This is a genomic window from Erythrobacter sp. EC-HK427, assembly GCF_902498745.1.
Taxonomy (GTDB): Bacteria; Pseudomonadota; Alphaproteobacteria; order Sphingomonadales; family Sphingomonadaceae; genus Alteraurantiacibacter.
On record NZ_LR701479.1, the window covers coordinates 697,373 to 722,502 of the forward strand.

A 25,130-nucleotide genomic window follows, 5' to 3' on the forward strand; every position below is an offset into this window, starting at 1 on the left:
TCTCTTTGGGCCCATTGTCCGCCATTTGCTCCTCACTTATTGGAACGGTGACTTTTGGGCCGATTGCGGTCAGTCCGCTTTGGGAACTTGATTCTGCTCGAGCAGACATTCATTGATCGTTCGTCTCTATCTGATCGTCAGCGTCTGTTGCGATGGTTGTCGGCCGAGGTCATCTCATCTCTGCGGCATTGTTCCGGGCCGCAAATGGGGGAACATGTGCGCCACATAGTCGGCCTTGCCGAGATCCACTCTGCAGTGCCTCAGAATCGCATATGCGGTCATCACATGGAAGTAGAACTGTCCGATTGCCCAGTCTCTGGAATACTGGTCGAGTGTGAGATCGAAGACCATGCCGTTGGGTAGAGTATGGGCGACCGCCCTGTCGGGATCGATGGAAACGATACCTTCAGCTAGGGATTGGACAGATGCAATCGTCTGATCGATCCGACCTTGCGCATTCGCGATCGTGTCGGAAGTGTTGTCCGCATTTCGGCCCTCCGCAAGAAGATCGGTTATGATGGACGGGAATTCTTCATCGCGCAGGCGATGCATTCCTTCGAGCGCCTGCACGCAAGCAAACCGGATCTGTGTCGATAGTGGGAACATGTCTGGCGCAAGCCGTTCTGCCAAAAGCAGATCGGCATCAGTCTGCATTTGAGCACGCGCTTTGGACAACCATGCTGACAAAGCGGTCAGCATCTGGATGTAGGTTGGCGCTAGCAAATCGGTCGGTGTCATAATGCTTGGGTCATACCGTGAGAGATGTGACGATAATCAAAGGGGTAATGCCTCGTACCCGCAATTTGCGCCCTAGAGCAGGCCTTTCCGCCTCCTCCTGTCTACGCAAAGCGCTTCTCGGCCCAGGTCCGAAAGTTCGTCGGGCTGTTGGCAATATCTTCGGCAGTGCGCACGGCAGTTTGATCGAGACCGGCGTTCTTTGCCTTCAGCATCTCGATCATTGCGAGCGCCATGCCCTCCGACGCGCCACTCTGCAGCATGGCTTCCTTCATTTCGGCCATCGATATCTCGACATAATTCACCGCGTGCCCGACCACCCCAGACAGGATGCGTGCCATCCTAATGAACGTGAGCTCTTCTGGTCCGATCATCGGCACTTCGTGAACCCCAGACCAGCTGCCGTCGAGCAGTAGCCTTACACTCACTTGGGCGACATCCTCCGGCGCGACATGCCGCAGCTTGAGGTCCGCATTGGCCGGATAACAAAACGTACCGGTTTCGCGGATCGAGTCTGCTTGTCGCAGAACGTTCGACATCAGCGAAGCGCAGGCCAGAGCAGCATAGTTCACGCCGGTTGCTTTCAGCATATCATCCATCCGAATGCTCGCCGAGGCGTGACCTGCATCGTCCGGCCAGCCCCGGCCCAGTGCAGAAATGCTCACGACATGCGTAATGCCGGAGGACGGGAGAAGCTGCGCCGCAGCCTCGGAGAAGCCGACATAGGCTGCTTCAGCATCGGTTGCGGCCGGATCGGACGGGACAAGCCAGAACAGCCGCGTTGCACCATCGAAGGCTCGTTCCAGCGTTTCCCGGTCGCGATGCGAGCCTTCGACGATGTCGCCGCATTCTTTGATTTGGGTCGGCAGCCTCGAAGGGTCGCGCGCGATAACCCGGAACGGTTTTCCGCTTGTGAGAATTTGCTCGGTGACTTGGGTTCCGATATCACCCGTAGGTGCTGTGATAACGATCATGATGGATTCCTGATTTCTGATGAGGGGAGCTGACGAGGCTTCAAGTCTGGACTGATGGCTTGATTTAGCCAGCGGTGATGACGCCGGTCTCGGAATTCTTCAGTCGCTCGACATCGCCGGTCGGCGCTCTTCCATAGAGACGACGATAATCACGACTGAATTGCGACGGGCTTTCGTAACCAACGGCAAATCCGGCTTCGGCAACGCCTACAGGAGCCGACACCATCATGCGCCGCGCTTCCTCCAGCCTCAGCCGGGTGCGAAACTGCAACGGGCTGAGACCCGTGGCATCCTTGAAATCGCGATACAGCGAGGACTGGCTTCGCGCCGCGATCGAAAGCAATTCGGCGAGATCGAATGGCTGACGGAAAGTCTTTTGCAGATGGATGATCGCCCGCTCCACTGGCGCCGCGCGCTCGTCTTCATAGGCAGATTTGCGAAGCTGCGCGCCGTAGGGGCCGGTCAGCAATCTATACAGAATTTCTCTCTCGTAGAGCGGTGCAAGATGGGCAGCCGCCACGGGATCATTGAGGAGCCCAACTAGCCGCGCAAGCGCATTCATGAGATCGGGCGGGGTTTGCGCAATGCCGATTGCCTGGATTGGCGCGCGAGGTGGCATCTGTTCGCGCATCTCGCGCAGAATCTGCCGATCGAAAAGCAGCTGCACGCAGATATACGGTTGCTCTTCGTCAGCCTTCGTTATGAGACCCACCACCGGCACGTCGAAGCCGGCGATCAGATACTGCCCTGCCCCATACGCGAGATCGCCCACACCGCTGCGCACTGCTTTCGCTCCCTGAACAATTGCGCAGAAGGAAGGCTTGTAGAATGCGGGGACGGGTCCGCTCGGGGCGAGCGATTGGTGCAGGATCAGGCGCGGTATGTCAGTTTCGACCGTGGCGTCGCCGGTAACAATCTTCCGCGCGGTCGCCACAATGGCGGCTGTATCCGCTTGCATCGCGGCGTCGTTCATGGGCGTACCCCAAGGCGCGATATTGGCGAGCCGGTCGATAGCGATAAGCGAGGCCGCGAGCCGTCATGCATCGGCGAAATCCGTCGATGCTGAAAGCTTCGCATGAGTGGCAAGATCGCTCAGACGCTTCGCATATGCGTTCCCAACATAACTGAGCGCGTCCGTTCCAACCAGCAGGCGCATGGGGGGCTTTCCCATATGCGCAATCGCGACCAGCGCCTCGCCGAGCTTGCGCGGATCGCCTGACTGCCGATGGTTCATCGCGTCATATGCCTCGCGATGCTGCTGCGATGATTGCGCGACTTCCGGAATCTCGATTTCGCCGTAAGAAACAGAAGACACATCGAGAAAATCTGTCCGGAAGAAGCCCGGCTCAACGACAGTCACGTTGACACCGTATTCGGCCACCTCCTGTGCGACGCCTTCCGAAAATCCTTCGACCGCATGTTTGCTCGCGCAATAGACTGAGGATGCCGGAAACGACAACGTGCCACCTATTGACGTGATGTTGATGATATGGCCGCTGCCCTGCTGGCGCATGACCGGAAGGACACGCCGGGTCATCTCCATCACTCCGAACACATTGACATCGAATTGCTTCCTGATCTGTCGCTCGCTGACTGTCTCGAATATGCCCATCTGGCCATAGCCAGCATTGTTGACGAGAACGTCGATGCGACCGAACTGGTCGAGTGTATGGGCAATTGCTGCGCCGCATTGATCGTAATTGGTCACGTCGAGATCGAGAAAAAGCAACGCATCGCTTTCAGGAAGTTCGGATTTCGCTTGGGCCGCATCCCGGCCTGTCGCAATCACGCAATCGCCAGCAATTAGCGCGGCTCGGGCGATTTCGAGGCCTAGACCGCGTGTCGCGCCTGTGATGAACCAGACTTTTCCGTTCATGTTTGATCTCCGAAAGCGTTTCGGGGAGCATGCCGACATTGTTGCGGCACGGTTATAGCGATCTTCCCGTTTGCTTGCACAATATTCCCAATTTAGGCTCAAAGGGGATTGAGCGATTGAAGCAGATCAGGCGAGTGCAGGCCTCGGCTATGCCGCAACGATCATCCCGGGCACAAGCACGCTGGTCTTTCCTTCCACCCGGCCGTTTGGCACTGCGCCAGAGGGATCGGTGGCGTTGTGGTCAGCGGAGCTGCCAGAAACTCGATAGATGTGGATCGACTAGGACCGTCGACCCGCTCGGCCGTGTCGGCCTTCAGATGAAACTTCGTGGTTCCTGTCTTCCGGGATGCCATTCCGGGACGCGTCCTTGCCGCACCGCCGCGCCCGGCGAGCGGTCCACCCATCTCCAGAGCCTGAGAATCCCATTGATGCGCGGACCGATCTGGGTTGCGCGCTGACGTCTATTTCTCGCCTCATCGGCGAGGCGCCGTGCGTACCTGCGAACAGGCAAGACGCGCTGTGGCTTTTGGGCCCATCTCGTTCGGGGTGCGCGGATCGCGAAGTTACTCCGAGCTACGTGCGATAGTTCCAAGGTTCTGTTCCAGATCGTGGAAAGCTAGCTTTGCCGCTTCTACAGCTCGATTGGGGCCGGATGCTTCACCGACACCTATTGCGCCACGACCGCCCGTCTCCTTTAAGACAGCCCTTATGTCGGCAAGATCGACGGCGATCAATTGCTGATCCATGATCTTAACTAATGTTCCGACCATCTCGGTCATTTGGTCGAGTGCAGCATCGGACATAGGGCGCCTTCTCTGTCTAGTTGTTCAAGATGCCGTGCGCAGACAACTGCTAAGCAATTCTTTAATGAAGCTGTTCAGCCGGCCTCGCTGCCACAAGCTCTTCGAAGCGACACCCGACCTTGCGCCACAAGGCCACACCAGCAAAGTCCCCGGCCTCGAGCAACCGGTCCTGCTGCTGGGCGATGTGAAACCAGCCATCCGCCCCGTGGTGCTTTTCCACCCAAAGTGCCATTCCCAGAATTTCCTTGTCACGCGTCATGCGTCAGACATGTTTCTGTTGCCGCGGCCATGGCACTGTCACCAGTGTCTGCGCCAGTTTGCTGGAGAAGCAAAAGCGAGCTTGTTCGCTCTGCCGGGAAAGTGTGAGCACTGCCCACTATGACCGCCAGCGTGCCGGGATGACCATAGGCAGGGGCTGTAAGAACCAGAAATGCCGATATCGCGATACCCAGCATGATAAGCACCGATATCAGTCCGAGGACCTTTTCGACCATCCGCTGCCGAGCAGTCGGCGCCCGGTGCTTGCCCGGTTCATCCCACTCTTTCATCAGCACCAAGACTCCCTGCGCCCGCTCCAAGTTCGGGCTACGCCTGCAGCAACCATCTGGTCGCCGACGGATCCAGCATCGTTGGCAATTATGGCCAGCGTCCGCCCATAGCGGTCCTGCCCGTCGCGAATAATCCGGTAGGGCCCGGCATTGAGGATACTTACCAGTGTGTCGCGTGCCTCGATCGCCAGCGCGCGCTCGTGTGGACACTCGCCATCCAGCTCGGGGGTATCGATATCGGCAATTCGAATGCGCTCGCGCTCGATAACTATGGAATCCCCGTCATGCACACAGGTGATGCGCACGCCGCTGGCGGGGCAAACAGCAATAGTCACGGCAAGCAACAAGTCGATCATTCTCCCTGAGATAACGCGTTTGATCGGCGTCGCCAAGCTCAAGTCGACGCGATAGCATGAGTGCGACTACCGCACAGATGACAGCCCTGAACGTGCTTTGTTTGTCGGTGCACATGGACAAGCAAGTGAGCTATCAATCTACGTCCGCGCCGGATGTGATATGACAATGCATGACCCAAAACGTTGCTGACAAAAGTCGACTTCGCCGCTGCTTACCTGAAACTTTGCAGCAAAAAAGGGACGTGAAAAGGACCATCTCTGGAAGGGCTTTTGCATTGTGATGGGACCCCGCAGAGTTAGGCGGCCCGTCCCGATTGGGACGGACCGCCCGCCGAGTGACCTGGACCTGTCAGGAGGGGTCAGGCAGCCTGCTCGGCAATTTCGTCAGTTGCTTCGGCGTTGACCGCCTCGTCTCCCCCGTGGTCCGCCAGTTCGACCCCATCAGAGCCGGCGAAACGCATGATCGGCGGAACCCAAGCCTGCGCCCGTTCCTTGACCTCGGGCTCGCCAATGAAATTGCCCGAAAATATCCGTTCGGCAGCGCTCGAGAGTTCGCACTTCTTCGATGCACTATACCGGCTGACCAAATCCGGACCGCCAGCGGCGTCAAGTGCTTCGAGCGTACGCGCCTTGGGAACCCGGTCGAAATAGTTTGCCGCAGTGGGGCGCCACCAGTGCGACGTCTCAATTTCAAGCAGCGCACCTAGTGCTTCGTGCAACGGCACCGATCGATCGCCCTCGCAAGCCAGACTTGCTACCAGTGTGCGGGCCACAACATGACCGAGCCATGCCGAGCGTGCCTCGCTGGAAAGCCCACGGAATTTCTCAAACCGTTCGACGTCGCTCACTCCGGCACGCCAGCTTTCATCGAGCGAACCGGCAAACTCAGCGAGCGCGGCATTGGCCGGCGCATCCTTAGGCTCGAAACCGGAGACCGGGCCCGATGCGATTGATCCAACCAGCGTCGATGCCTTCTTTGCGCGCCAATCGTGGCCATCAGCATCGGCGAGCGTGAAGACCATGAAATCGAGCGCCAAAGCCGGATCGGTGGCGAGATGGATTGCCAGGATATCGCGGCGCTGCATTGCGAGCTCGTCGAGCAGGCGCTGCGACAGTGAAGTCCCTTTGGGCTTCTCAGATGCGCTATCCGCAACGGCCTCGACCACGCCTTCATCAGTGGTGATCTCCGTCTCGGTGTAGAACTGCGGAACCAATGTCGGCTCGCCATTGCGCGAGAGGACAAGGAAGGCACCGGCCTCGCCCTTCAGTTCGTCGGCCAGGACCGGTGGGCGATCGTTGAGTGCGCGCATGGCGCGATCGATCACGAGCAGTTCCTTTTCGGCCTTGGCAACCTCGTCTTCGTCGCTGTCCTCATCTTCGAGCACGGCAGCGATGCGGTCGTAATCGGCTTCCAATTCTCCAAGTTCCTGCGCTTCCTGTTCACTCATCGGGGCAGGCTCGCTGGGCAAGCGATTCAGACCTTCAACGAGATCATGGCTGACATAGTTGCCGAGCGTTGGGCGAACCCAGGCAAGGCCAAACTCCTGCGCGGTTCTGGCAGCCACCTCTTCCATGGCCTTATGCGCCAGGTCCTCGAGCAGCGCGACATCGATCCAGCTTTCGCTGGCATCATCGTCGAACAGTTCGCGCTCGATCCGGCCACCAGCGGCGAGGTAGGCGTCGCGACCGACCAGGACAGCTCGTGGATCGGAACCGCGCACCGTGGCATCAAGCACCATGCGGCGGATCGTGTCGGGCGTGATCTGGTACCAGGCATCCTGCAGCTCGGCATAGACATGCGCCTGGCGCTCGACATCGGAAATCGCGCCATAGGCCTTGGCCATATCCAGCGTGATTGTGCCATCTGCGAGGGCTTCGAAAACACAAGGGGCGAGAGCTGCCAAACGCAGACGCCCTTCAACGAAACGGACGGTGAGCCCGAAGCGGCGCGCCACGTCTTCAGTCGTAGCTCCCGCGTCGATGATCGCCGCAAAGGCCTGCGCCTCGTCGGCCGGGTTCATCGCGAGACGCTGGAAGTTCTCGGCAAGGCTGGCTTCGCGTACTTCGCTTTCAGCGCCTTCGATGACGAGGCATGTGACTGCATGGTTGTCGGGCAAGGTGCCCTCCTCAGCCAGCGCCTGCAGCGCTGCGAGGCGGCGACCGCCGGCTTCGACTTCGAACTTGCCGCGCTTTCCTTTGCGGACGACGAGGTTCTGCAACAGGCCGCGCGCAGCAATGTCTGCCCGCAGCTGGAGGTCGGCCAGCACGTCGCTCGACTTGCGAACGTTGCGCGGGCTCGGAACGAGCTTCTTCAAGGGAATCGACTGGATCAAGGGTGTTCTCCTGATGGAATGAAGGCGCAGGTGAAGATCACAGGGCCCACAAGCCCAAAGGGCTCCCTCCGCTCTCATCATTGTGGTTGGGGTCGGCCCGAGAGATCAGGCGGCAAGCGCGGGGAGGACCGACGATGCTTTCGACACCGGGACGAACAGCCGCGTGCGGTAGCGGATGATCTCAGTGAAGCAGCCCTTGCCCTTGTACCAATCGAGGCGCTCGGGCGAGAAGCCGGTCAGCTCAAGCCGCTGTTCGCCGCCGACCAGCGATCGCTTTACGGTGAGGGGATCGTGGCTTGCGAGGCCCAACGGTTTGCCGCTGGTGAGGACAAACTCGCCGATCTGCTCTGCCGATGGTCCGGTAACCCCGGAAAGGCCAAAGGTATCAGCGATCGTAGCGAGATCGACATCGAGCACTTCGCGTCCGATTATCGACTGACCGTCCTCGGCCACCAGACGGGTGACGCGAACATGATCACCGGGGAGGCGCTTCCAGACAGGAAGCAGCAGCCCGGTGGCGAGATGGATGCGCTCGGTCACCGGAGATGTAGCCGCCTCCTCCTCCTCGGTCTGCCAGGCGCTCATGAACGTCGTGACGTTGATTTCTTCCCAGTGGCTCTCACCGAGAGTCTCGAGGGTCCAGTTGGCGGTATTAAGCGGACGCAGCAGACGCTGGCGTTCGATGACGGCTCCGTCGTCGGCGATGAGGCGCCGGGCCGGAACCGACAGTGCAACTTTGCCAGATCGCGCATTGCGCAAGGGGATCGCGTGCGCGCTGCCGATCTCATGCATCCGCACCAGGCGCTGCAGTCGCAGAGGCCGAAGGTGCCTGCTCACTTCGAGGGAGACAAGACGAGTTTCGGCTCCGGTCACGGAATCGGATCGCAAGAGCTCATCGGCGAGGACCGTAAAGCTATCCACCATGACGGTTTCCAGACCTTGGTCGAGCGTTCCGGCTTCCCGTGCGGCTTCGATCCGCGCTTCGACGAGACCAAGGTATTCCTCGAAGATTGCATTCTGCAGCGCGATCGGCAGGGCGAGGATGCGGTTGAGCCAACGCTGGATCGTGGGAAGATTGTCGGTCAGTCCGCCATCGGGATTTTCAAGCCGGAGGCCGGTCCTCTCGACGAAGTTCCCGAAACTCGTGGCTTCGAGCTTGCCGTCATAGAGCAGCTGGAACCAGCGGCTGAGTGCGTCGCGCGCATAGTCGCTTTCGAGATTGTCGGCCGGGTCGAACAGGTTCTGGCCGCCGGTCTGGCGCTGGCCGCGCGTGAGCGCGCCCAATGCATCGAGCCTGCGCGCAATAGTCGAGATGAAGCGGCGCTCACCCTTCACGTCGGTGGTAACTGGCCGAAACAGCGGGGCCGAAGCCTGGTTGGTGCGGTTGGTGCGACCAAGACCCTGGATGGCGTTATCTGCACGCCAGCCCGGCTCGAGCAAGAAATGAACGCGGCGCTGCTGGTTCTTGGCACCCAAGTCGGCATGGTAGGATCGTCCCGTGCCGCCCGCATCCGAGAAGACCAGGATGCGTTTGGTCCCTTCCATGAAGCTTTGCGCTTCGGCGACATTGGCACTCTGGCTGCGCCGTTCGAGGCGTTGTTGACCGCCGCGCCCGAGGACGAGCCTGCGGGTTCTGCCTGTGACCTCGGCCACGGCCTCGGTCCCGAAATGCTCAATGATCGCATCGAGTGCTGTGGCGATGGGCGGCAGCGCGCAGAGCTGTTCGATCAGCGCATCGCGCGCAGCAATGGCGCGCGGGCAGAATACGGGATTGCCCTCCTCGTCGCTCATCGCCTCGGAACGCAGATTTCCGTCCTCGTCGGCGAAGACCTGCATCAGCCGTACCGGGAAGCTCTTGGAAAGGTAGTCGATGACATATTCGCGCGGGGATAAATCGATATCGAGCGCTTCGCGTTCTTCCACGGTAAGGTCGGCGAGACGCCGGTCGAGCATGGCCTCGGCGGTCGAAACCAGCTGCACGACAACCGAATGATCCTCGCTAAGGGCATGTTCCATGGCGGGGATCAGGCTTGGCAATTTCATCGACAGCAGTAGCTGGGCAAAGAAGCGCTGCTTGGTGCCTTCGAAGATCGATAGCGCCGCAGCCTTGGCATTGCGGTTAAGTGTATCGCCGCTGTCCTCGTCGACGACGCGGGTTGCCTCCAGCGCGGCCTCGAGGTTGCGGTGAATGATCGCCCATGCGTCGGCATAGGCATCGTAAATCCGAACCTGTACTTCGGTCAGATTGTGTTCCAGGATCTCGTACTCGACCCCTGCGAAGGATAGCGCGCGAGCAAGGTATAGCCCCTGTGCTTTCAGGTCACGTGCGACAAGCTCCATCGCCGCAACACCGCCGGCCCGGATCTCGGTCATAAAGGCTTCGTGCGTCGGGAAGGCGGTTTCGGGCCCCCACAAGCCGAGCCGGGCGGCGTAACCGAGATTGGCAATGTCCGATGCGCCGGTCGCCGACGCATAGAGCACACGGGCGCGCGGCAGATAGTTCTGCAGCCTGAGGCCAGCCATGCCCTGTTCGGAGCCCTTGACCTTGCCGCGGGTTGTAGAGCCCCCGAGCGCATTGGCCATGGCGTGGGCTTCGTCGAAGGCGACCACGCCGTCGAAATTCTCGCCGGCCCAGGCAAGGATCTGACCAAGCCGCGTATCCTCGGCGCGCCCCGAGCGCAGCGTCGGATAGGTGACGAAGAGAATTCCCTCGGACATCATTACGGGCTGGCCGAGTTTCCAGTGCGAGAGCGGCCGGATATCGAGCGCCATTCCACCGAGCGCATCCCAGTCGCGTCGGGCATCTTCAAGCAGTGCTTCGTTTTTGGTGATCCAGACATGACGCCGTTCGCCTGCAAGCCACCGGTCCATGATGACTGCAGCGATCTGTCGTCCTTTGCCCGCACCGGTCCCGTCGCCGAGGAAGAAGCCTTGGCGGTAGGTGTGCCCGTCTTCGGACAATTCCAGCGAGGTGCCTTCCTGGCTGACCTTAAACAGGCCAGGGAGATCACGCGCAAATGCCTGGGCAGCGTAGACCAGTGTCTCGCACTGGGCTTCAGACAGCAGGCCATCGGCTTGCCAATTTGCGGGAAGACGTGGAGTAACATCCGGCTGCGGCGCTGCAACCGAACCCATCGCAACCGATTCCACGAGCGGGGTTGGATGGACCGGCGCGGCCTCGAAGGCAATACGGCTGGGCCGGTAAGGCAGGTAGATGCCTGTTTGTTCAGGGACCGGCGCAGGTTCGGCGAGGACCGAATAGGCAAGGTCGACTGCATTACCTTTGGCCTCCTGTGGCGCTGCAAAAGGCGCCACCGGCCGGACTGGTAGAAGGTTTGCTGTAATCTTGCCGCAGCAGCGTGTTGGCCTCTGGCCGCGCAGGCTATGGACGTCGGCGGATATCTCCGCACGGGGCGGGAGTGCTAGCAGAAGCTCGTGAAGCGCGATCAGGTCGCAGGTATCTCCGGTGATTGCTGGCTCAGGAGCAGTAGGCACTTTATCGATGACGACCATGCGGACGGCGATCCCCGTTCCAGTCCGGCGAAACATCTGCTGCAAGCGGACATCGAGGAGCATAGACGCTTCGGCCTGTGCCTTGCCGAAAGTGGAAGCATCAAAGCCTTCAGGCATTATGGCGACGATCCTCGCGCCACTGGCAGCGGCCCGGATCGCACTGCGCAGGTGGCGCTGCGCCGTCTCACCGTCTTTGCCGCGTTCCTGGCTGCGGGCGAACGGCGGGTTCATCAGCACGACCGATGGAGCAGGCCCGCGATGCAGGTCGGCGATCAGTTCCCCGTCGTGCATGGTGGTTGTCGCCGCGGGGAAGATGTGGCCCAAAGCGTCTCTTCTTGCCGGATCAATTTCGTTGAGGACCAACGAGGCGTTTTGAACGCTGCCCCAAAGTGCAAGAGCGCCGTTGCCGGCGGACGGCTCGAGTAGCGTGTCGCGCGCGGAGACAGCTGCGGCTTTCGCCATCAGCCAAGCGAGCATCGGCGGGGTCGAAAACTGCTGGAGCTCAACCTGTGTTTCGCTGCGCACGTGACGGGGCGGCAATGCTGCTTCGAGCCAATCAAACCGCGCGTCCGCTTCATAAGCGCTTGTTGTCAGATCGATGCGCGAAGAGCTTTTCAACCAGAGGATCGCACCGATTTCGGCCGCGTTGTTGTAATCATCGATAGTCCAGGCGCTTCCCCACTCCTGAACGCCGCTTACTTCGGCGAACAGGCCCGAAATGTCGGCTCGGGTAAGGCAACATCCGGTCGCGAGCTGCTCGGAAATTCGCACACCAATGGCGTAGGCCAAAGGCACTGAAGCGAGCTGCCCTTCCGCGGGAAACAGGTCTGATTGAAACATGGCAATTCGTCCTCCTGAATGAGGCATCGGGGTAGGCCCTCTGCCGGATCAGGAATTCGGGAAGCTCTCTCTCCTCTAGAGTGTCGCCTTGCGCTGCAGCCATGCTCTGAGTTCATCGTTCCAGTCGGTATCGCGAGACAATGGCCTGCGAACATGAAGTGTTCGTCCATCACGGGCATAAGCTGCCATGCCGCGCGACGCGGCGAGCTCACCGCCGGCATCATGATCGACAAATAGATAGAGTTCGGTCACGCTGTCGGGCACGCTCACGAGGCCGAAGCGCTCATTACCCAAGGTCGCCCAAACAGGAACGCCGGTCAGGGCATAGGCCGACATTGCGCTTTCGATCCCCTCGGCAAGGCCGAGCCTGCCGGAAGCCGGAGCGAAAAGTCGCACTGCAGCTTGGTCGAGTGAGCCGAGCGTGCGCTTCGGCTTGTCAAAGCTGGCCTTGCCGCTGGCATTTTGTGACAGGAATGTCCGGTGAATCGCGATCGGCCCGTCATCAAGGCTTACCGCTGCGATCATTGCCGGCAGAAAGAGGGCGCGCCCTCTTGGACCGAGAGGAGTTCGGGGATGAAAACGGAGAGCTGAAGAAGCGGCGAGGATTCCGCGGCTCTCGAGATAGGCCTTTGCCGGACTGGCGTGCAATGGGTCCGCTTTACGCCAGATTGCGAGCGCTGCAGCCGAGGGATAGCGCGCTTGGACTGACTGGGTTCGGTCAGCCAATGAAGGCCCTGAAAAAAGCTCTGTCGAGCAGAAGCCCTCGCGTGCCAGTGCTGACATCACGCGCTGTTGATCGCAGCCTGCAAAGCAATGGAACAGGATAGCGTGTCGACCAAGTGAGACGCCAAGCGAAGGCGTACGGTCATCATGCGCTGGGCAGCGGGCCATACCCTTAGTGCCGGACCATTTGCCACCACGGTTCTCGCAAATACGGCGAGCAGTTTCGGCGAGAGTTTGGGCAGACAGTGACATGCGAGCTCCTAAGCTAGCGAAATGGCCCCCTAACCAAGCACCCTCTCCTTTCCCGAAGCAGACCAGAAGTCGCTTTCCTACAGGCATATGTTCTTTGTATGTTCTCTTGCGATTCGAAGCAATGGAGTAGGCGGCGAGATGAATTTTCCAAACGACTTTGCCTCGATTGCGATTGCTGGGACAGTTGTGGCTGCAGCGTTTTGTCACACGGCTTCAGCGCAGGACTTTACCCTCTTCGAACACGCAATCGCTCAGCCAGGCGATGTCCATGCGACCACCAAACGAACTCCGCAGGGGGTCACCAGCCGCCAGCGAATTGCCATTTCGTACCGCGAAAACCTCTACCGGGCCGCAGTGTCTGAGGTAGAACGCCAATATGCACTTCCGCAAAACCTGCTTCGTGCGTTGATCTGGGCAGAATCGCGATTTGATCCCATGGCCATTAGTTCGGCCGGTGCCGCCGGTCTCGCGCAGCTGATGCCAGCCACCGCTCGTGAATTGGGAGTTCGAAATCGGCATGACCCGCTCGCTTCGATCGACGGCGGGGCACGCTACCTTCGCGACATGTTAAAGCGCTTCGGCGCAGTTCACCTGGCATTGGCGGCATACAACGCAGGCCCCGGGGCAATATCGCGATCAGGGGGCATTCCCAATAACGGCGAGACACCGCAATATGTGCGCTCTGTGCTTGCAAGGTGGGAAGCCATCAACGCTCATGACTAGGCGTTTGGCTTTAGCCTCGCGCGGAGCGCAGCTTGATGAGGTGTTCTCCTGACCGGAGCTCATCGAGATGGTCGCTCCACCACTGGGCCATCCGCACCCGCTCGTCCCAATGTTTACCGCGGTGGTATATGCCGCGAACAGCGTTGCTGTCGCCATGCGCCAGCGCGCGTTCGATGGCATCCGGGTTCCACAGCCCAGACTCGTTCAGGAACGTTGAGGCCGTCGCACGCAGACCGTGAGCGGTGACTTCATCCTTTGAATATCCCATGCGTCGAAAAGCGGCATTGAGAGTGTTCTCGCTCATAGGCCGCTTTGAGCTACGAGCCGAAGGAAACACGTATCCTTCATAGCCAAGCAGTTCGGCGAGGTCGGTCAGGTAGCTGATGACCTGCTTTGAAAGCGGCACCGCATGCGTACGGCGTGCCTTCATTTTTCCAGCAGGGATCTTCCAGACGCCATCGACAAGGTCGATCTCGCGCCACTCGGCATGCCGGAGTTCGCCAGGTCGTACGAAGACATGTGGCGCGATCTGCAAAGCGAACTTGGTCACCATGTAGCCGGTATAGTCGTCGATTGCCCGCAGCAGGCCGCCCAATTCCTTCGGCTCCAGAATTGCCGCATAGTGAGTGGCTTTCGGCGTTATGAGTGCGCCCTTCAACATGCTGGTCGGATCGGATTTGCAGCGCGTTGTAGCAACGCCATACCGGAACACGCGACCCGCAAACGAGCGACACTTCTTCGCGGTTTCGTGTTTGCCGGTCGCCTCAAGCCGCTTGAGAGGAGCCAAGACCTCAAACGGCTCGATTTCATGAATCGGGCGGTTACCGATGGCAGGTACGAGCTGATCAAGGAAATAGTTGGCCTTGATGATCGTACCCTCAGCGCGTCCATTCTGAACCATCATCTGCTCGATATATTCGCGCGCAACCGCTTCGAACGTTTGTGCCGAAAGAAACTCCTCGCGGATTTTCCGCTTGCGTTTCTCGAACGCTGGATCTCCCCCAGCTGCAACGGCTTGCCGCGCCTCGAAACATACGTCTCGCGCTTCTTTGAGGCTGACTTCCGGATAACTGCCAATTGCAAGCTTCTTCTCAAGCTTGCCGAGCCGGTAGCGGAAACGCCACAGCTTGCTGCCCGCTGGCGTAACTTCGATGTACAGGCCGCGCTGATCTGCAACCTTGTAGGGCTTGTCTTTGAACTTCAGCGCGCGGAGCCGTGTTTCGGTCAGAGGCATTTGCGGGCCTTTTCCCAATGTGGTTTTCGCAAAGGCCCGCAAAAGGCCCGCAAAAATGTCTGGAACCCCCGAGAACAAACGGGACGATCCGGAACTACCGAAGGGCCAAATCCCTAGGGTTTCTGCGGTTTTTGTAGAATATTTGGGAGAACAAGGGAAGAACAAATGGTGCCCAGAAGAGGACTCGAACCTCCACGCCCTTGCGAGCGCCGCCACCTGAAGACGGTGCGTCTACCAATTCCGCCATCTGGGCACACATCCAGCAGCAGGAGCCGTGAGCTCCGCTATTCGGTAGGAGGGCGCCTCTAGGATAGGCTTGGCTGCGAGTCAACGCGGGTTTTATGCAAATGCGGGCGCGCTGTCCGCATTGCACAGCGGGCTCGCCCTATCATGGGCGATAGAGGGCATTGCCCCGCACCGCATCGCTGTGCATAGAGCGCGCAACGCGCAATGTTTTCGCTTGAAGGACCGCCGCTATGGCCCAGACATCTTCGCTCAATGGCAAGCTCGTCACGCTGATTGGCGGCAGCGGGTTTATCGGCACGCATCTGGCGCAAGACCTGCTTGAACGCGGCGCCCGGGTGCGGATCGCCGCGCGCGAGCCGGAAAAGGCCTTTACGCTGAAGCCGCTCGCCAATCTCGGGCAAATCCAGTTCGCCCGCTGCAATGCCGGTGATCCGCGTAGCGTGGAGGCTTGCGTTACCGGTTCGGACTATGTCGTCTATCTGATCGGCACCTTCGTGGGCGACCAGCAACGCCTGCAGGCCGATAGCGCGGGGCTCGCCGCACGGATTGCCGCAGAGCAAGGGGCAAGCGGGTTTGTGTATGTGTCGGCCATCGGCGCCGATGCGGAGGCGGCAACCGGCTATTACCGCACCAAGGCCGATGGCGAGCGACAAGTGCTCGAAGCCTTCCCCAAGGCCAGCGTGATCCGCCCCTCGGTCGTGTTTGGCGAGGAAGCGGGGCTAATCCCGATGTTCGCCGAGATGGTGCAAATGATGCCCGTGCTGCCGGTGTTTGGCGCGGAATCGCAGTTCCAGCTGGTGTGGGTGGATGATGTGGCTGCAGCTATTGTCGCGGCGCTGGAAGATCCGGCGGCGCATGGCGGCAAAGTATTCGAAGCAGCAGGGCCGGAAGCGCTCTCAATGATGCAGATCAACCAGAGAATTGCCGACGCGCAGGGCCGCAAGCGCACTTTCTTCGCTATGCCCGATCCGCTGGCGAAGATATTCGCCGCCCTGCCCGGCACGCCGATGAACCGCGACCAGCTCGCCATGCTCAAAAGCGGCAGCACGGCCACCGCGGGAGCCAAGCAGCTGAAAGACCTTGGCATTGCGCCCAAGCCTCTGGGGCTGTTCCTTGATCGCTGGATGATCAAATTCCGCCGCCATGGCCGCTTTTCGGAAAGCCATTCCTGAGCGTTCTGCAGCAGGATAACGGGCCGATGTGCAGGCTTGCCAAACCCGTTGATCCTGCCATTCTTGCGAGCGTTCAATCGGCCTTGCCTGCCAGATGGTTCTTCGCCATAAGGTAGCGCTAACATTTGTTTGGACCGGCCCCGAAGTGGCCGGCCTTCGGGAGGGAAATCGGATAATGAACGAAACTGCGCGTGATGGCACCAATCTGGGGCTGATCTCCGCCATTGTGGCCGTGGCCACGATCGGCGGCCTGCTGTTCGGGTATGACAGCGGCGCCGTGAACGGAACGCAAAAGGGGCTGACCGAGGGCTTCGGCCTGAGTGAGGCAAGCCTTGGCTTTACCGTCGGTTCGCTGCTCATCGGCTGTTTCATCGGCGCGTTCTTCGCCGGAACGCTGGCGGACTCCATGGGCCGCCGCAACGTCATGCGGATTTCGGCACTGTTCTTCCTTGTCGCCGCGCTGATCCAGGGCCTTACCGAAAGCCACACGCTATTCGTGATCGCGCGCGTCATGGGCGGGATGGCGGTGGGTGCCGCAAGCGTGCTGTCCCCTGCGTATATTTCCGAAGTCGCTCCCGCGAATATTCGCGGGCGGATGACAACGGTGCAGCAGATCATGATTATCACGGGTCTGACCGCAGCCTTCCTCGTCAATTACTTCCTGGCCGCAGCTGCGGGGGATTCGACCAACCCGTTCTGGCTGGGGATCGAAGCATGGCGCTGGATGTATCTGATGCAGGCCGTGCCGGCTGCGGTGTTCCTGATCGCGCTGTTCTTCATTCCGGAAAGCCCGCGCTATCTGGTCGCCAAGAACCGTGACGCAGAAGCTGGCCGCGTGCTCTCAAGCCTGTTCGGCGCGAGCGCAGGTGCCGCCAAGCTGGAGGAAATCCGGGGCAGCTTTGCCGCCGACCACCGCCCTTCGCTGCGCGACGTGCTGGCCCCAGCGGGCACCAAGGGCTTCCTTGGCCTGCGCCCGATTGTCTGGGTCGGCATCATGCTGGCGGTGTTCCAGCAGCTCGTCGGGATCAACGTGATCTTCTATTATGGCGCAACCCTGTGGCAGCTCGCCGGATTTACCGAGAGCGATTCGTTGCTCATCAACATCGTGTCGGGCGCGGTTTCGATTGCTGCGTGTTTCATCACCATCGCCGTAATCGACAAGATCGGGCGCAAGCCGCTGCTATTGATCGGTTCGGCAGGCATGGCGGTCACCCTGTTTGTGATGGTCTTCGCCTTCAGCCAGGGTACGCTCGATGCGGAAGGCGGGCTGGTCCTCTCGCAGCAAATGGGCATTCTCGCGGTCGTTGCCGCCAACCTCTATGTCATTTTCTTCAATGTCAGCTGGGGTCCGGTGATGTGGGTGATGCTGGGCGAAATGTTCCCCAACCAGATTCGCGGAAGCGCGCTGGCGGTGGCGGGCTTCTTCCAATGGTTCGCCAACTACCTGATCGCGCAGAGCTTCCCGCTGATGGCGGTCGGGATCGGCCTTGCCGCCAGCTACAGCTTCTACGCCGTGTGCGCGGTGATCAGCTTCTTCCTCGTCCAGCGCTTCATTGTAGAAACGAAGGGCAAGGAGCTGGAGGAAATGGAAGGCTAATCATCGCTTTCTATCGTAACCGGTAACCAGCGGCCGGGGTGGCTTGGCCTGCCCCGGCCGTTTTTATGAGGTGCATCCGATGGGTGAGGCAAACAGCAAAGCAGTGCGCATCGTCGTGCTCGGCGGCGGGACGGCCGGATGGATGAGCGCGGCAGCGCTCGCCCGCCTGCTCGGCCCGAAAGCGCGGGTCGAGCTGGTCGAAAGCGAGGATATCGGCATTGTCGGCGTGGGCGAGGCTACGCTGCCGCATATTCGCGGCTTTGTTGAGCGACTGGGCATTGATGAAGCACGCTTCATGGCCGCCACCCACGCGACTTACAAACTGGGGATCGATTTCCGCGATTTCGGCAGGATCGGCGAATCCTATATCCACCCCTTTGGCAGCTTTGGGGAGGAATTGGCGGGCGTGCCGTTCCACCATTACTGGCTGGAACTGCACCGGCAGGGGCTGGCCGACGATATCGGTGCCTACTCGCTTGGCGTAATGGCGGCGAAGGCCAACCGCTTCCAGCCCCCGGCAACGGATCAGAGCCTGGCGGGCACGTATGGCTATGCCTACCAATTCGATGCGACACTGTTCGGCCCCTTCATGCGTGATTTTGCCCGCGGGCTGGGCGTGAAGCGCACCGAAGGCCGCGTGACTCATGTGGAGCGCGATGCGACAAGCGGTAATGTGACCGAATTGGTGCTGGAAAGCGGGGAGCGGATTGGCGGCGATCTGTTTGTCGACTGTTCGGGGTTCCGTTCGCTGCTGCTTGGCGATGCGCTGGGCGAAGGGTGGGAGGATTGGTCCCACTGGTTGCCGTGTGACCGCGCCGCTGCCCTCCCGTGCGAACACGTAACCGAGGAAATCCAGCCCTACACCACCGCCACCGCCATGCCCGCAGGCTGGCGCTGGCGCATCCCGCTGCAGCACCGTGTCGGCAATGGCTATGTCTTCGCGAGCGATTTTGTTTCCGAAGACGAAGCCTGCGCCGCCATTCTGGGCGCGGTGGAGGGCAAGCCGCTCGCCGATCCGCGCGTGCTGCGTTTTACGGCCGGGCGGCGCAAACGCAGCTGGCAAAACAATGTCATCGCGGTCGGCCTTGCGTCGGGATTTCTCGAACCGCTGGAATCGACCAGCATTTATCTGGCGCAAATGGCGATCACCTATCTGATCGAGCTGTTTCCAGATGCCGCGCATGGGGGCGCGATAGACCCGCGTGACCGGGACGAATTCAACCGGCTGGTCGATATGGAATATGACCGGGTGCGAGATTTTCTGATCCTGCATTATCACGCGACCACGCGCGACGATTCCGAATTCTGGAACCATGTGCGCACCTATCAGGTGCCCGATACGCTGGCAGACAAGCTGGAGCTGTGGAAGCGTGCAGGCCGCATCGCCAAATATGCGGACGGGCTGTTTTACGATGCGAGCTGGATCGCGGTCTACATCGGGCAGGGTCTGCTACCCGAGACGCATGATGCGCGGACGCAATTGCCCGACCCGGCGCAAACCTCGCGGGCGATGGACGCTTTCCACGCGGCTGTAGCGCAGGAAGTGGCAGCGATGCCCGGCCACCGGGAGTATTTGCTGCGGGAAGCTGCGCGGCTGGCGCCCGTGCCCGAGGGGCTTGCTGCATGAGCGCACCGCGCGAACTATTGCGCTCGGTCGTGGTCGCAGGCGGCGGGCTGACAGGCGTGCTCGCCGCGCTGGCGCTGCGCCGGGCTTTACCGGCGACGCAGATCACCGTGATCTCCATGCCGCAAAATGCCGCCGCCTTTGCTGACCGCGCGGCGAACGCCCTGCCCTACGCGCACCGCTTCCTCGAACGGCTTGGCCTGCCCGAAGACCGGATTGTGCTGCAAGCGGGCGGCAGCCACCGGTTGATGACGCGGTATTTCGGCTGGTCTGGCGAAGGCTCTGCCGCCGCCTTCCCCTATGGCGCGATCACCGATCCCGCGCTGCTTACCGGATTTGTCCGCGATTGGGGCGGCGGACGGCGCGGGGCCAATGTGCAAACACCGCCGGGCTCGGTAGCAGAGATGCTGGCTGATGCGGGACGGTATCAGCCGGGCCTCCCCGGTGTGGAACACGCGCTGCGCTGGCACCCTGCATCGCTACGCGATCTCGCCATCGGTATGGCGGCATCGCTGGGGGTGCAGCACATCCAGGGCCGGATCGGCGCAGTGCGGCTGGACGCACAAGGCATTGCCGCAGGTTTCCTAGTGGAAGGCGCGGGAGAGATTGCCGCAGACTTGTTCGTCGATTGCACCGGCCCTGCCGCATCGCTGCTTGCGCAAATGCCGGGAGCCGAGCGTATCGACTGGAGCGCAAGCCTGCCGGTGCGCGAAGTGTTTTTCGGGAAGCCAGGGCAACCGGTGCTGGCGCTGGAAGACCGGGTGTCGCTCACGCCTGCCGGCTGGCTGCACCAAATGCCGGGCCGCGACGGGTTGCAGCGCACGCTTGGTGTTGCGCGCACGGCCAATGAACAATCGGTTGTTGCCGCCTTGGGCGGAGAGCCCGTTGACAGGGCAGCTTTTGTGCCGGGGCGGGCGAGCGCCGCTTGGCTCGGCAATGTCGTCGCGCTTGGCGATGCGGCGGCGGTGTTTGAGCCGCTGATGGGCCTCAATGCCGACTTCGCCTTGCGGCAGATCGACCTGCTGCTCGAACTGCTGCCCGGACACGACATTGTCCGGGATATATTTCCGGGCGAACGCGATGAGTATAATCGCCGAACAGCCCTGCTTGCAGGCAATGTCCGGGACTTGCTGGGCGCACATTATTGCTCTGCCGCGGCACAATCGTTATTCGGGCCGATCGCTGTTTCAGACACGCTGGAATTGGCGGTGGACCAATTCACCCGCCGGGGGCGCACGCCGTTTTTCGAGGAATCACCGCTGCTAGAACAAGAGCGCGCGAGCCTCTTCAGCGCGCTTGGCCTGCCACGCGGAAGGGGGAGCCTGCCTGCCGTGGACGATACTGATTCGGCTCGCGAATTTGCTGGCCGGATGCGCGCCGTCTTGCAAGCTGCGCCGCCCTATCCGCAATGGATGGCGGGCGTGCTGCAACACGCGCGGGAAGCGCAATCCTAACGCAATAATTGCTTCAGCATCTGCTGGAACCGGGCAAACAGCGCCGGGCTTGCATCGCCCAGCAGCCCACGCGCATGCGGCGGCAAATGCGCAGCGGGCGGTCCATTGAGTTCAAAGACATAGTGGTCAACCATGCCCTTCCACACCGCCCGCTGCTCCGGCGGCAAATGCCGAAACGCAGCAACCGCGTAGAGCAAGGCATCATACGGCCCCGCCAGCATCGTATCCGCATCACTCCACCAGTAATTGACCAGCGTACTCACCGGAGCCAGCGACTCCACCGCGTGCCACCAGCCATAGGGAATGTAGAGCGCGTCCCCCGGTGTCAGCTCGGCCACTTGCGCCCGCGCCATAGCCTGCGGAAATCGTGGAAAAACAGAGAGATCAGGCGCAGCGAAATCCACCATGCTAACGGGGGTGCCCGCCGGGGTCAGTTCGAACGGGCCGGGATAGAGATCCGCCATCGCATTGGGCGGAAACAGCGTGAAGCGCCTTTGGCCCGATACGCAAATGGCCACATTTTCCATGAGATCGTAATGCGCCGCCACCCGGATGCGGTTGCCGATCCAGATGCGCGGGGAAACGTGCGGGAGCCAATCGAGCACGTTCTCTTGCGCCATGTGGGGCATCAATTCGCGGATGATCTCCGACTGGACGGCAAGCGCGGGCGGTTCAGCAGCCTGTGCAGCCTCCAGCAGCCATTGGAGGAACTCTTCAAAGCGCACCTGATCTTTGCGGAAATTGAAACCGGTTAACCGGGAATTATAGAAAAACCGTCCTTTTTCAGAAGGTTCTCCGTAAAGATAGGATACCGGCCGCTGCGGCGCGCAGCCACTGAGGTAATCAACGAACGCCGTGTCGCTGCGCTGCGCCGCCGCAACCGCTGGCCAGTCTGCCACGATCCCTGGCATGAGCACAGGCTGCGTCGCAGGGCGAATGTCCTGGTGGAACCGGTCCGCATCCACATTGTCCACGACCCGCACAGGCCGGGGTTCGGGCAATGCACTCACGATGCGACCAGCGCTTCTTCACGCATGGCGCTGCCGTGCCGCTGGAAGAATTCGCGCTGGCTCGGCATTTGGGCGACCGTGTTGCCGATCACCTCGCGGATATGCGCCAGCCGCCGGAGCACCTCGGCATCGTCCATCAGATGCACTGCCGGATGGTACCCACCCGCCACAAGGCCCTGCCCGGCCATCACCGAAAGCCAGCTCGTCTCGGTGAAAAGTTCATTGTGTTCGCGGAACACCCGGCCCGAAGAGCGGTACATCTCCAGCTTTTCCAGCAAGCCATCGGGCGGATCGAGCGTGCGGCAATAGTTCCAGAAATCCGAATCGTCCCGTTCGGTCGCGCGGTAATGCAGCACCAGAAAATCGCGGATATCGAGATAGTCCTGCGCACATAGACGGTTGTATCGCGCCCGCTCGGCCTCACCGAAATCGCGCGTGGGGAACAGCGTCATCAGCCGCGCGATGCCTTGTTGCACCAGATGGATCGAGGTCGATTCGAGCGGCTCCAGAAAGCCGCCCGCCAGACCCAATGCGACAACGTTCTTGTCCCAAGATTTCTCGCGGTGCCCGGCGCGAAAGCGCAGGCGGTTGGGTTCAGCGAGCGGCTTACCGTCGAGATTGGCGAGCAACAGATCGATCGCCTCCTGCTCCTCCATATGCGCGCTGGAATAGACATGGCCGTTGCCGATCCGGTGTTGCAGCGGAATGCGCCATTGCCACCCGGCCGGTCGCGCGGTGGAGCGGGTGAGCGGCTGATCCTTGCCCCCCAATTCGCACGGAATGGCGACGGCGCGGTCGCAGGGGAGCCACTTGCTCCAGTCATTGAAAGCAACGCCAAGTGTTTCTCCCAGCAGCAGCGAGCGGAAGCCCGAGCAATCGATAAACAGCTCGCCTGCAATCCGCTGCCCATCATCCAGCTGCACTGCCGTAACGAAACCGCTGTCCGGGTCTTGCTCGACCCGGACAATCCGTCCTTCGGTGCGAACCACGCCCTGCGCTTCCGCCCGGCGGCGCAGAAAGCGGGCGTAGCGTGCGGCATCGAATTGGAAGGCATAGCCAAGCTTTGCCAGCGGTGAATTGGGAAGATCGTTGCGCGGCCGGTCAAACTTGGAAAACTGTGCTGCCATCGCACTGATAGAATAGGGATCGAGCGGCAAATCCTCGCCCAGCTCCTTCGCCCGCAGCCAGAAATGGTGAAATTCCACCCCCAGCATATCGAGCCCGTAGAAGCCGAAGGGGTGGATATAGGAGTGGCCCTTGCGCAGCCAGTCGACGAATTCGATCCCCAGCTTGTACGTCGCGTGCGTTTCGCGAACGAACTCATCCTCATCAAGTCCGAGCATCCGGTTAAAGACGAGGATTTGCGGAATCGTCGCTTCGCCTACGCCGACCGTGCCGATGGCCTCGCTTTCGATCAATTCGACCGACAAGGCCGGCATCGCGCCAAACACGCGGGAGAGAGCCGCTGCCGCCATCCATCCGGCGGTGCCGCCGCCCACAATAACGACCTTGCTGATGGGTTCTCCGGCCATCACCATGCTCCCGTCAATTGCGGCTCTTCGGCCCAGGCTCCTGCCCGGCGAAGGAATTCCTCCTGCACCGGAAGGCTCTGCGCCGCGCGGGCATAGCCTTCGCGCATCTGCCGCAACGCCAGCGACACGCGGCTTTCGTCGAGCGAATCGACGACAGGATCGTAAGCCGAAGGGGCAATATTCTGGCCAAGCAGCACTGCCACCCAGCTCGTCACATTGAACAGGTCTGCGCCCTCGCGAAACACCCGCCCGTGGAGACGCCACAGATCGATCTTGCGCGCCAGCGTATCCGGAATCTCCATGTCCCTGACATAGCGCCAAAACGCGGTGTCATCACGCTGCGTGGCCTTGTAATGCAGGATGATGAAATCGCGGATATCATCGAACAGATCGGCCATGCCGCGATTGTATTCGTCGCGTTCGACAGGGCTGATCGGCTTGCCGGGAAACAGCGCCAAGAGGCGCTGAATGCCGTTCTGGATCAAGTGGATACTGGTGGATTCAAGTGGTTCGAGAAATCCCGAAGAGAGCCCGATGGCGACCACATTGTGCGACCAAGCCTGCTCGCGCCTACCCGTAGCAAAACGGATCGTGCGCGGATCGGCGAGCGCAGCCCCTTCCAGATTGGCGAGCAGAATATCGCGCGCCGCGTCTTCATCCATAAAGCGGCTGGAAAACACGTGGCCGTTGCCCGTGCGATGTTGCAAGGGGATACGCCATTGCCACCCCGCGCCATGCGCGGTGGAACGGGTGAAGGGATCGGGTGTGCCGACATTCGCTGTGGGCACGGCAATCGCGCGATCGGCAGGCAGCCAGTGGCTCCAATCGCGCCACGGAGTCTCAAGCTCCTTGGCGGTCAGCAGCCCGGCAAAGCCGGAACAGTCAACAAACAGATCGCCTTCCACCAGCCTGCCGCCTTCGAGCTCGACGGAGGTAACATCACCACTCTCGCTGTGACGGTGGACTTTGACGATTCGCCCCTCCTGCCGCTTGGCGCCCTGCCGCTCGGCAATCTGGCGCAGGAAGGCGGCGTACAATCCGGCATCGAAATGAAAGGCGTAAAACAGCCGCGCCAGGGGCGATTTGGGATCGCGTACCGGTCGGCCAAAGCGCCGCGCAGCGGCGGCAGCAGCGCTGATGCAATAATCCGCGATTTGCCCGGGTTCGCCGAGATGCTTTTCTCGCAACCACAGCTGGTGGAAGGGCACCCCGTGCAGATCTTCCCCGTAAGCGCCGAAGGGGTGGAAATACCGATCGCCTTGCTGGCCCCAATTCACGAACTCGATCCCGAGTTTAAAGGTGCCCTTGGTCGCCTTGAGGAAGGCATTCTCGTCGATATCAAGCATGCGGTTGAAATTGATAATCGGCGGAATCGTTGCCTCGCCCACGCCCACCGTGCCGATTTCATCCGATTCGACCAGTGTGATCGAGCGCGCTCCGTCGGCTAGGTAGCGCGAACATGCCGCGGCCGTCATCCAGCCAGCGGTGCCGCCACCAACGATCACGATACTGCCGATCGCGCCGTGTCCTTCAATGCTGCGCTTGTTCAATTTGTGCCTCTTCCCCTGTGGCGCGCGCCCATATG

General features: G+C 60.8%; 20 protein-coding genes and 1 tRNA gene. 5 read left to right on the top strand and 16 right to left on the bottom strand.

The window, feature by feature from the left end:
- Positions 1-174: 174 nt before the first annotated feature.
- The 11 genes from GC121_RS03335 to GC121_RS03385 all read right to left on the bottom strand — a co-directional run bounded on the left by GC121_RS03335 (position 175) and on the right by GC121_RS03385 (position 12,953).
- On the bottom strand, positions 175-738 hold the full coding sequence (locus GC121_RS03335; protein WP_151972754.1) for a DUF1993 family protein: 564 nt from the start codon (positions 736-738) through the stop codon (positions 175-177).
- Positions 739-839: 101 nt separating this feature from the next.
- The gene (locus tag GC121_RS03340) at positions 840-1,709 is read right to left on the bottom strand and encodes an NAD(P)H-binding protein (protein ID WP_151972755.1); all 870 of its coding nucleotides are present in this window, start codon (positions 1,707-1,709) and stop codon (positions 840-842) included.
- Positions 1,710-1,773: 64 nt separating this feature from the next.
- Positions 1,774-2,682, bottom strand: a complete 909-nt coding sequence (locus GC121_RS03345) for an AraC family transcriptional regulator (protein WP_151972756.1) — start codon at positions 2,680-2,682, stop codon at positions 1,774-1,776.
- 63 nt (positions 2,683-2,745) lie between these two features.
- The gene (locus tag GC121_RS03350; RefSeq protein ID WP_151972757.1) at positions 2,746-3,585 is read right to left on the bottom strand and encodes an oxidoreductase; all 840 of its coding nucleotides are present in this window, start codon (positions 3,583-3,585) and stop codon (positions 2,746-2,748) included.
- 563 nt (positions 3,586-4,148) lie between these two features.
- Positions 4,149-4,388 carry a hypothetical protein gene (locus GC121_RS03355; protein ID WP_151972758.1) on the bottom strand — a complete coding sequence of 80 codons (240 nt, stop codon included), beginning with the start codon at positions 4,386-4,388 and terminating at the stop codon, positions 4,149-4,151.
- Between the two features lie 61 nt (positions 4,389-4,449).
- On the bottom strand, positions 4,450-4,647 hold the full coding sequence (locus GC121_RS03360; RefSeq protein ID WP_151972759.1) for a hypothetical protein: 198 nt from the start codon (positions 4,645-4,647) through the stop codon (positions 4,450-4,452).
- Positions 4,637-4,942, bottom strand: coding sequence for a hypothetical protein (locus GC121_RS03365; RefSeq protein ID WP_151972760.1), 306 nt, complete (start codon positions 4,940-4,942; stop codon positions 4,637-4,639). Before GC121_RS03365 ends, GC121_RS03360 begins: the two co-directional genes overlap by 11 nt.
- A complete protein-coding gene (locus GC121_RS03370) occupies positions 4,936-5,292 on the bottom strand; it encodes a thermonuclease family protein (protein ID WP_151972761.1) in 357 nt (118 codons plus the stop codon). Before GC121_RS03370 ends, GC121_RS03365 begins: the two co-directional genes overlap by 7 nt.
- 359 nt (positions 5,293-5,651) lie before the next feature.
- The gene (locus GC121_RS03375; protein ID WP_151975563.1) at positions 5,652-7,625 is read right to left on the bottom strand and encodes a ParB/RepB/Spo0J family partition protein; all 1,974 of its coding nucleotides are present in this window, start codon (positions 7,623-7,625) and stop codon (positions 5,652-5,654) included.
- Positions 7,626-7,730: 105 nt separating this feature from the next.
- On the bottom strand, positions 7,731-11,978 hold the full coding sequence (locus tag GC121_RS03380; RefSeq protein WP_151972762.1) for a strawberry notch-like NTP hydrolase domain-containing protein: 4,248 nt from the start codon (positions 11,976-11,978) through the stop codon (positions 7,731-7,733).
- A gap of 75 nt (positions 11,979-12,053) precedes the next feature.
- Complete coding sequence (locus GC121_RS03385; protein WP_234421094.1) at positions 12,054-12,953, bottom strand: toprim domain-containing protein; 900 nt, start codon at positions 12,951-12,953, stop codon at positions 12,054-12,056.
- A 138-nt stretch (positions 12,954-13,091) separates the two neighbouring features.
- Here GC121_RS03385 and GC121_RS03390 point away from each other — a divergent pair, with 138 nt between their 5' ends.
- Positions 13,092-13,676 (top strand): lytic transglycosylase domain-containing protein, encoded by a 585-nt coding sequence (locus tag GC121_RS03390; RefSeq protein ID WP_151972763.1) that lies wholly within the window; start codon positions 13,092-13,094, stop codon positions 13,674-13,676.
- Between the two features lie 10 nt (positions 13,677-13,686).
- Here the strand turns inward: GC121_RS03390 and GC121_RS03395 are convergent, their stop codons facing one another.
- Complete coding sequence (locus tag GC121_RS03395; protein ID WP_151972764.1) at positions 13,687-14,910, bottom strand: integrase arm-type DNA-binding domain-containing protein; 1,224 nt, start codon at positions 14,908-14,910, stop codon at positions 13,687-13,689.
- A gap of 166 nt (positions 14,911-15,076) precedes the next feature.
- A tRNA-Leu gene (locus GC121_RS03400) sits at positions 15,077-15,163 on the bottom strand.
- Between the two features lie 223 nt (positions 15,164-15,386).
- Here GC121_RS03400 and GC121_RS03405 point away from each other — a divergent pair.
- The 4 genes from GC121_RS03405 (at position 15,387) to GC121_RS03420 (ending at position 21,003) form a co-directional block, all read left to right on the top strand.
- On the top strand, positions 15,387-16,328 hold the full coding sequence (locus GC121_RS03405) for a complex I NDUFA9 subunit family protein (protein WP_151972765.1): 942 nt from the start codon (positions 15,387-15,389) through the stop codon (positions 16,326-16,328).
- A gap of 175 nt (positions 16,329-16,503) precedes the next feature.
- Positions 16,504-17,925, top strand: coding sequence for a sugar porter family MFS transporter (locus GC121_RS03410; RefSeq protein ID WP_151972766.1), 1,422 nt, complete (start codon positions 16,504-16,506; stop codon positions 17,923-17,925).
- Positions 17,926-18,004: 79 nt separating this feature from the next.
- Positions 18,005-19,552, top strand: coding sequence for a tryptophan halogenase family protein (locus GC121_RS03415; RefSeq protein WP_151972767.1), 1,548 nt, complete (start codon positions 18,005-18,007; stop codon positions 19,550-19,552).
- Entirely contained in the window at positions 19,549-21,003 is a 1,455-nt protein-coding gene (locus GC121_RS03420; protein ID WP_151972768.1) for a tryptophan 7-halogenase, read from the top strand. The genes GC121_RS03415 and GC121_RS03420 overlap by 4 nt, the downstream gene beginning before the upstream one ends.
- Here the strand turns inward: GC121_RS03420 and GC121_RS03425 are convergent.
- From GC121_RS03425 to GC121_RS03435, 3 genes are read right to left on the bottom strand one after another with little or no spacing between them, the layout of a single operon-like run.
- Complete coding sequence (locus GC121_RS03425) at positions 21,000-22,013, bottom strand: cupin-like domain-containing protein (RefSeq protein WP_234421095.1); 1,014 nt, start codon at positions 22,011-22,013, stop codon at positions 21,000-21,002. The two genes, GC121_RS03420 and GC121_RS03425, sit on opposite strands and share 4 nt — an antisense overlap.
- Positions 22,010-23,545, bottom strand: a complete 1,536-nt coding sequence (locus tag GC121_RS03430; protein ID WP_151972769.1) for a tryptophan halogenase family protein — start codon at positions 23,543-23,545, stop codon at positions 22,010-22,012. The genes GC121_RS03425 and GC121_RS03430 overlap by 4 nt, the downstream gene beginning before the upstream one ends.
- Positions 23,545-25,095, bottom strand: coding sequence for a tryptophan halogenase family protein (locus GC121_RS03435; protein WP_151972770.1), 1,551 nt, complete (start codon positions 25,093-25,095; stop codon positions 23,545-23,547). Before GC121_RS03435 ends, GC121_RS03430 begins: the two co-directional genes overlap by 1 nt.
- Between the last annotated feature and the right edge of the window lie 35 nt (positions 25,096-25,130).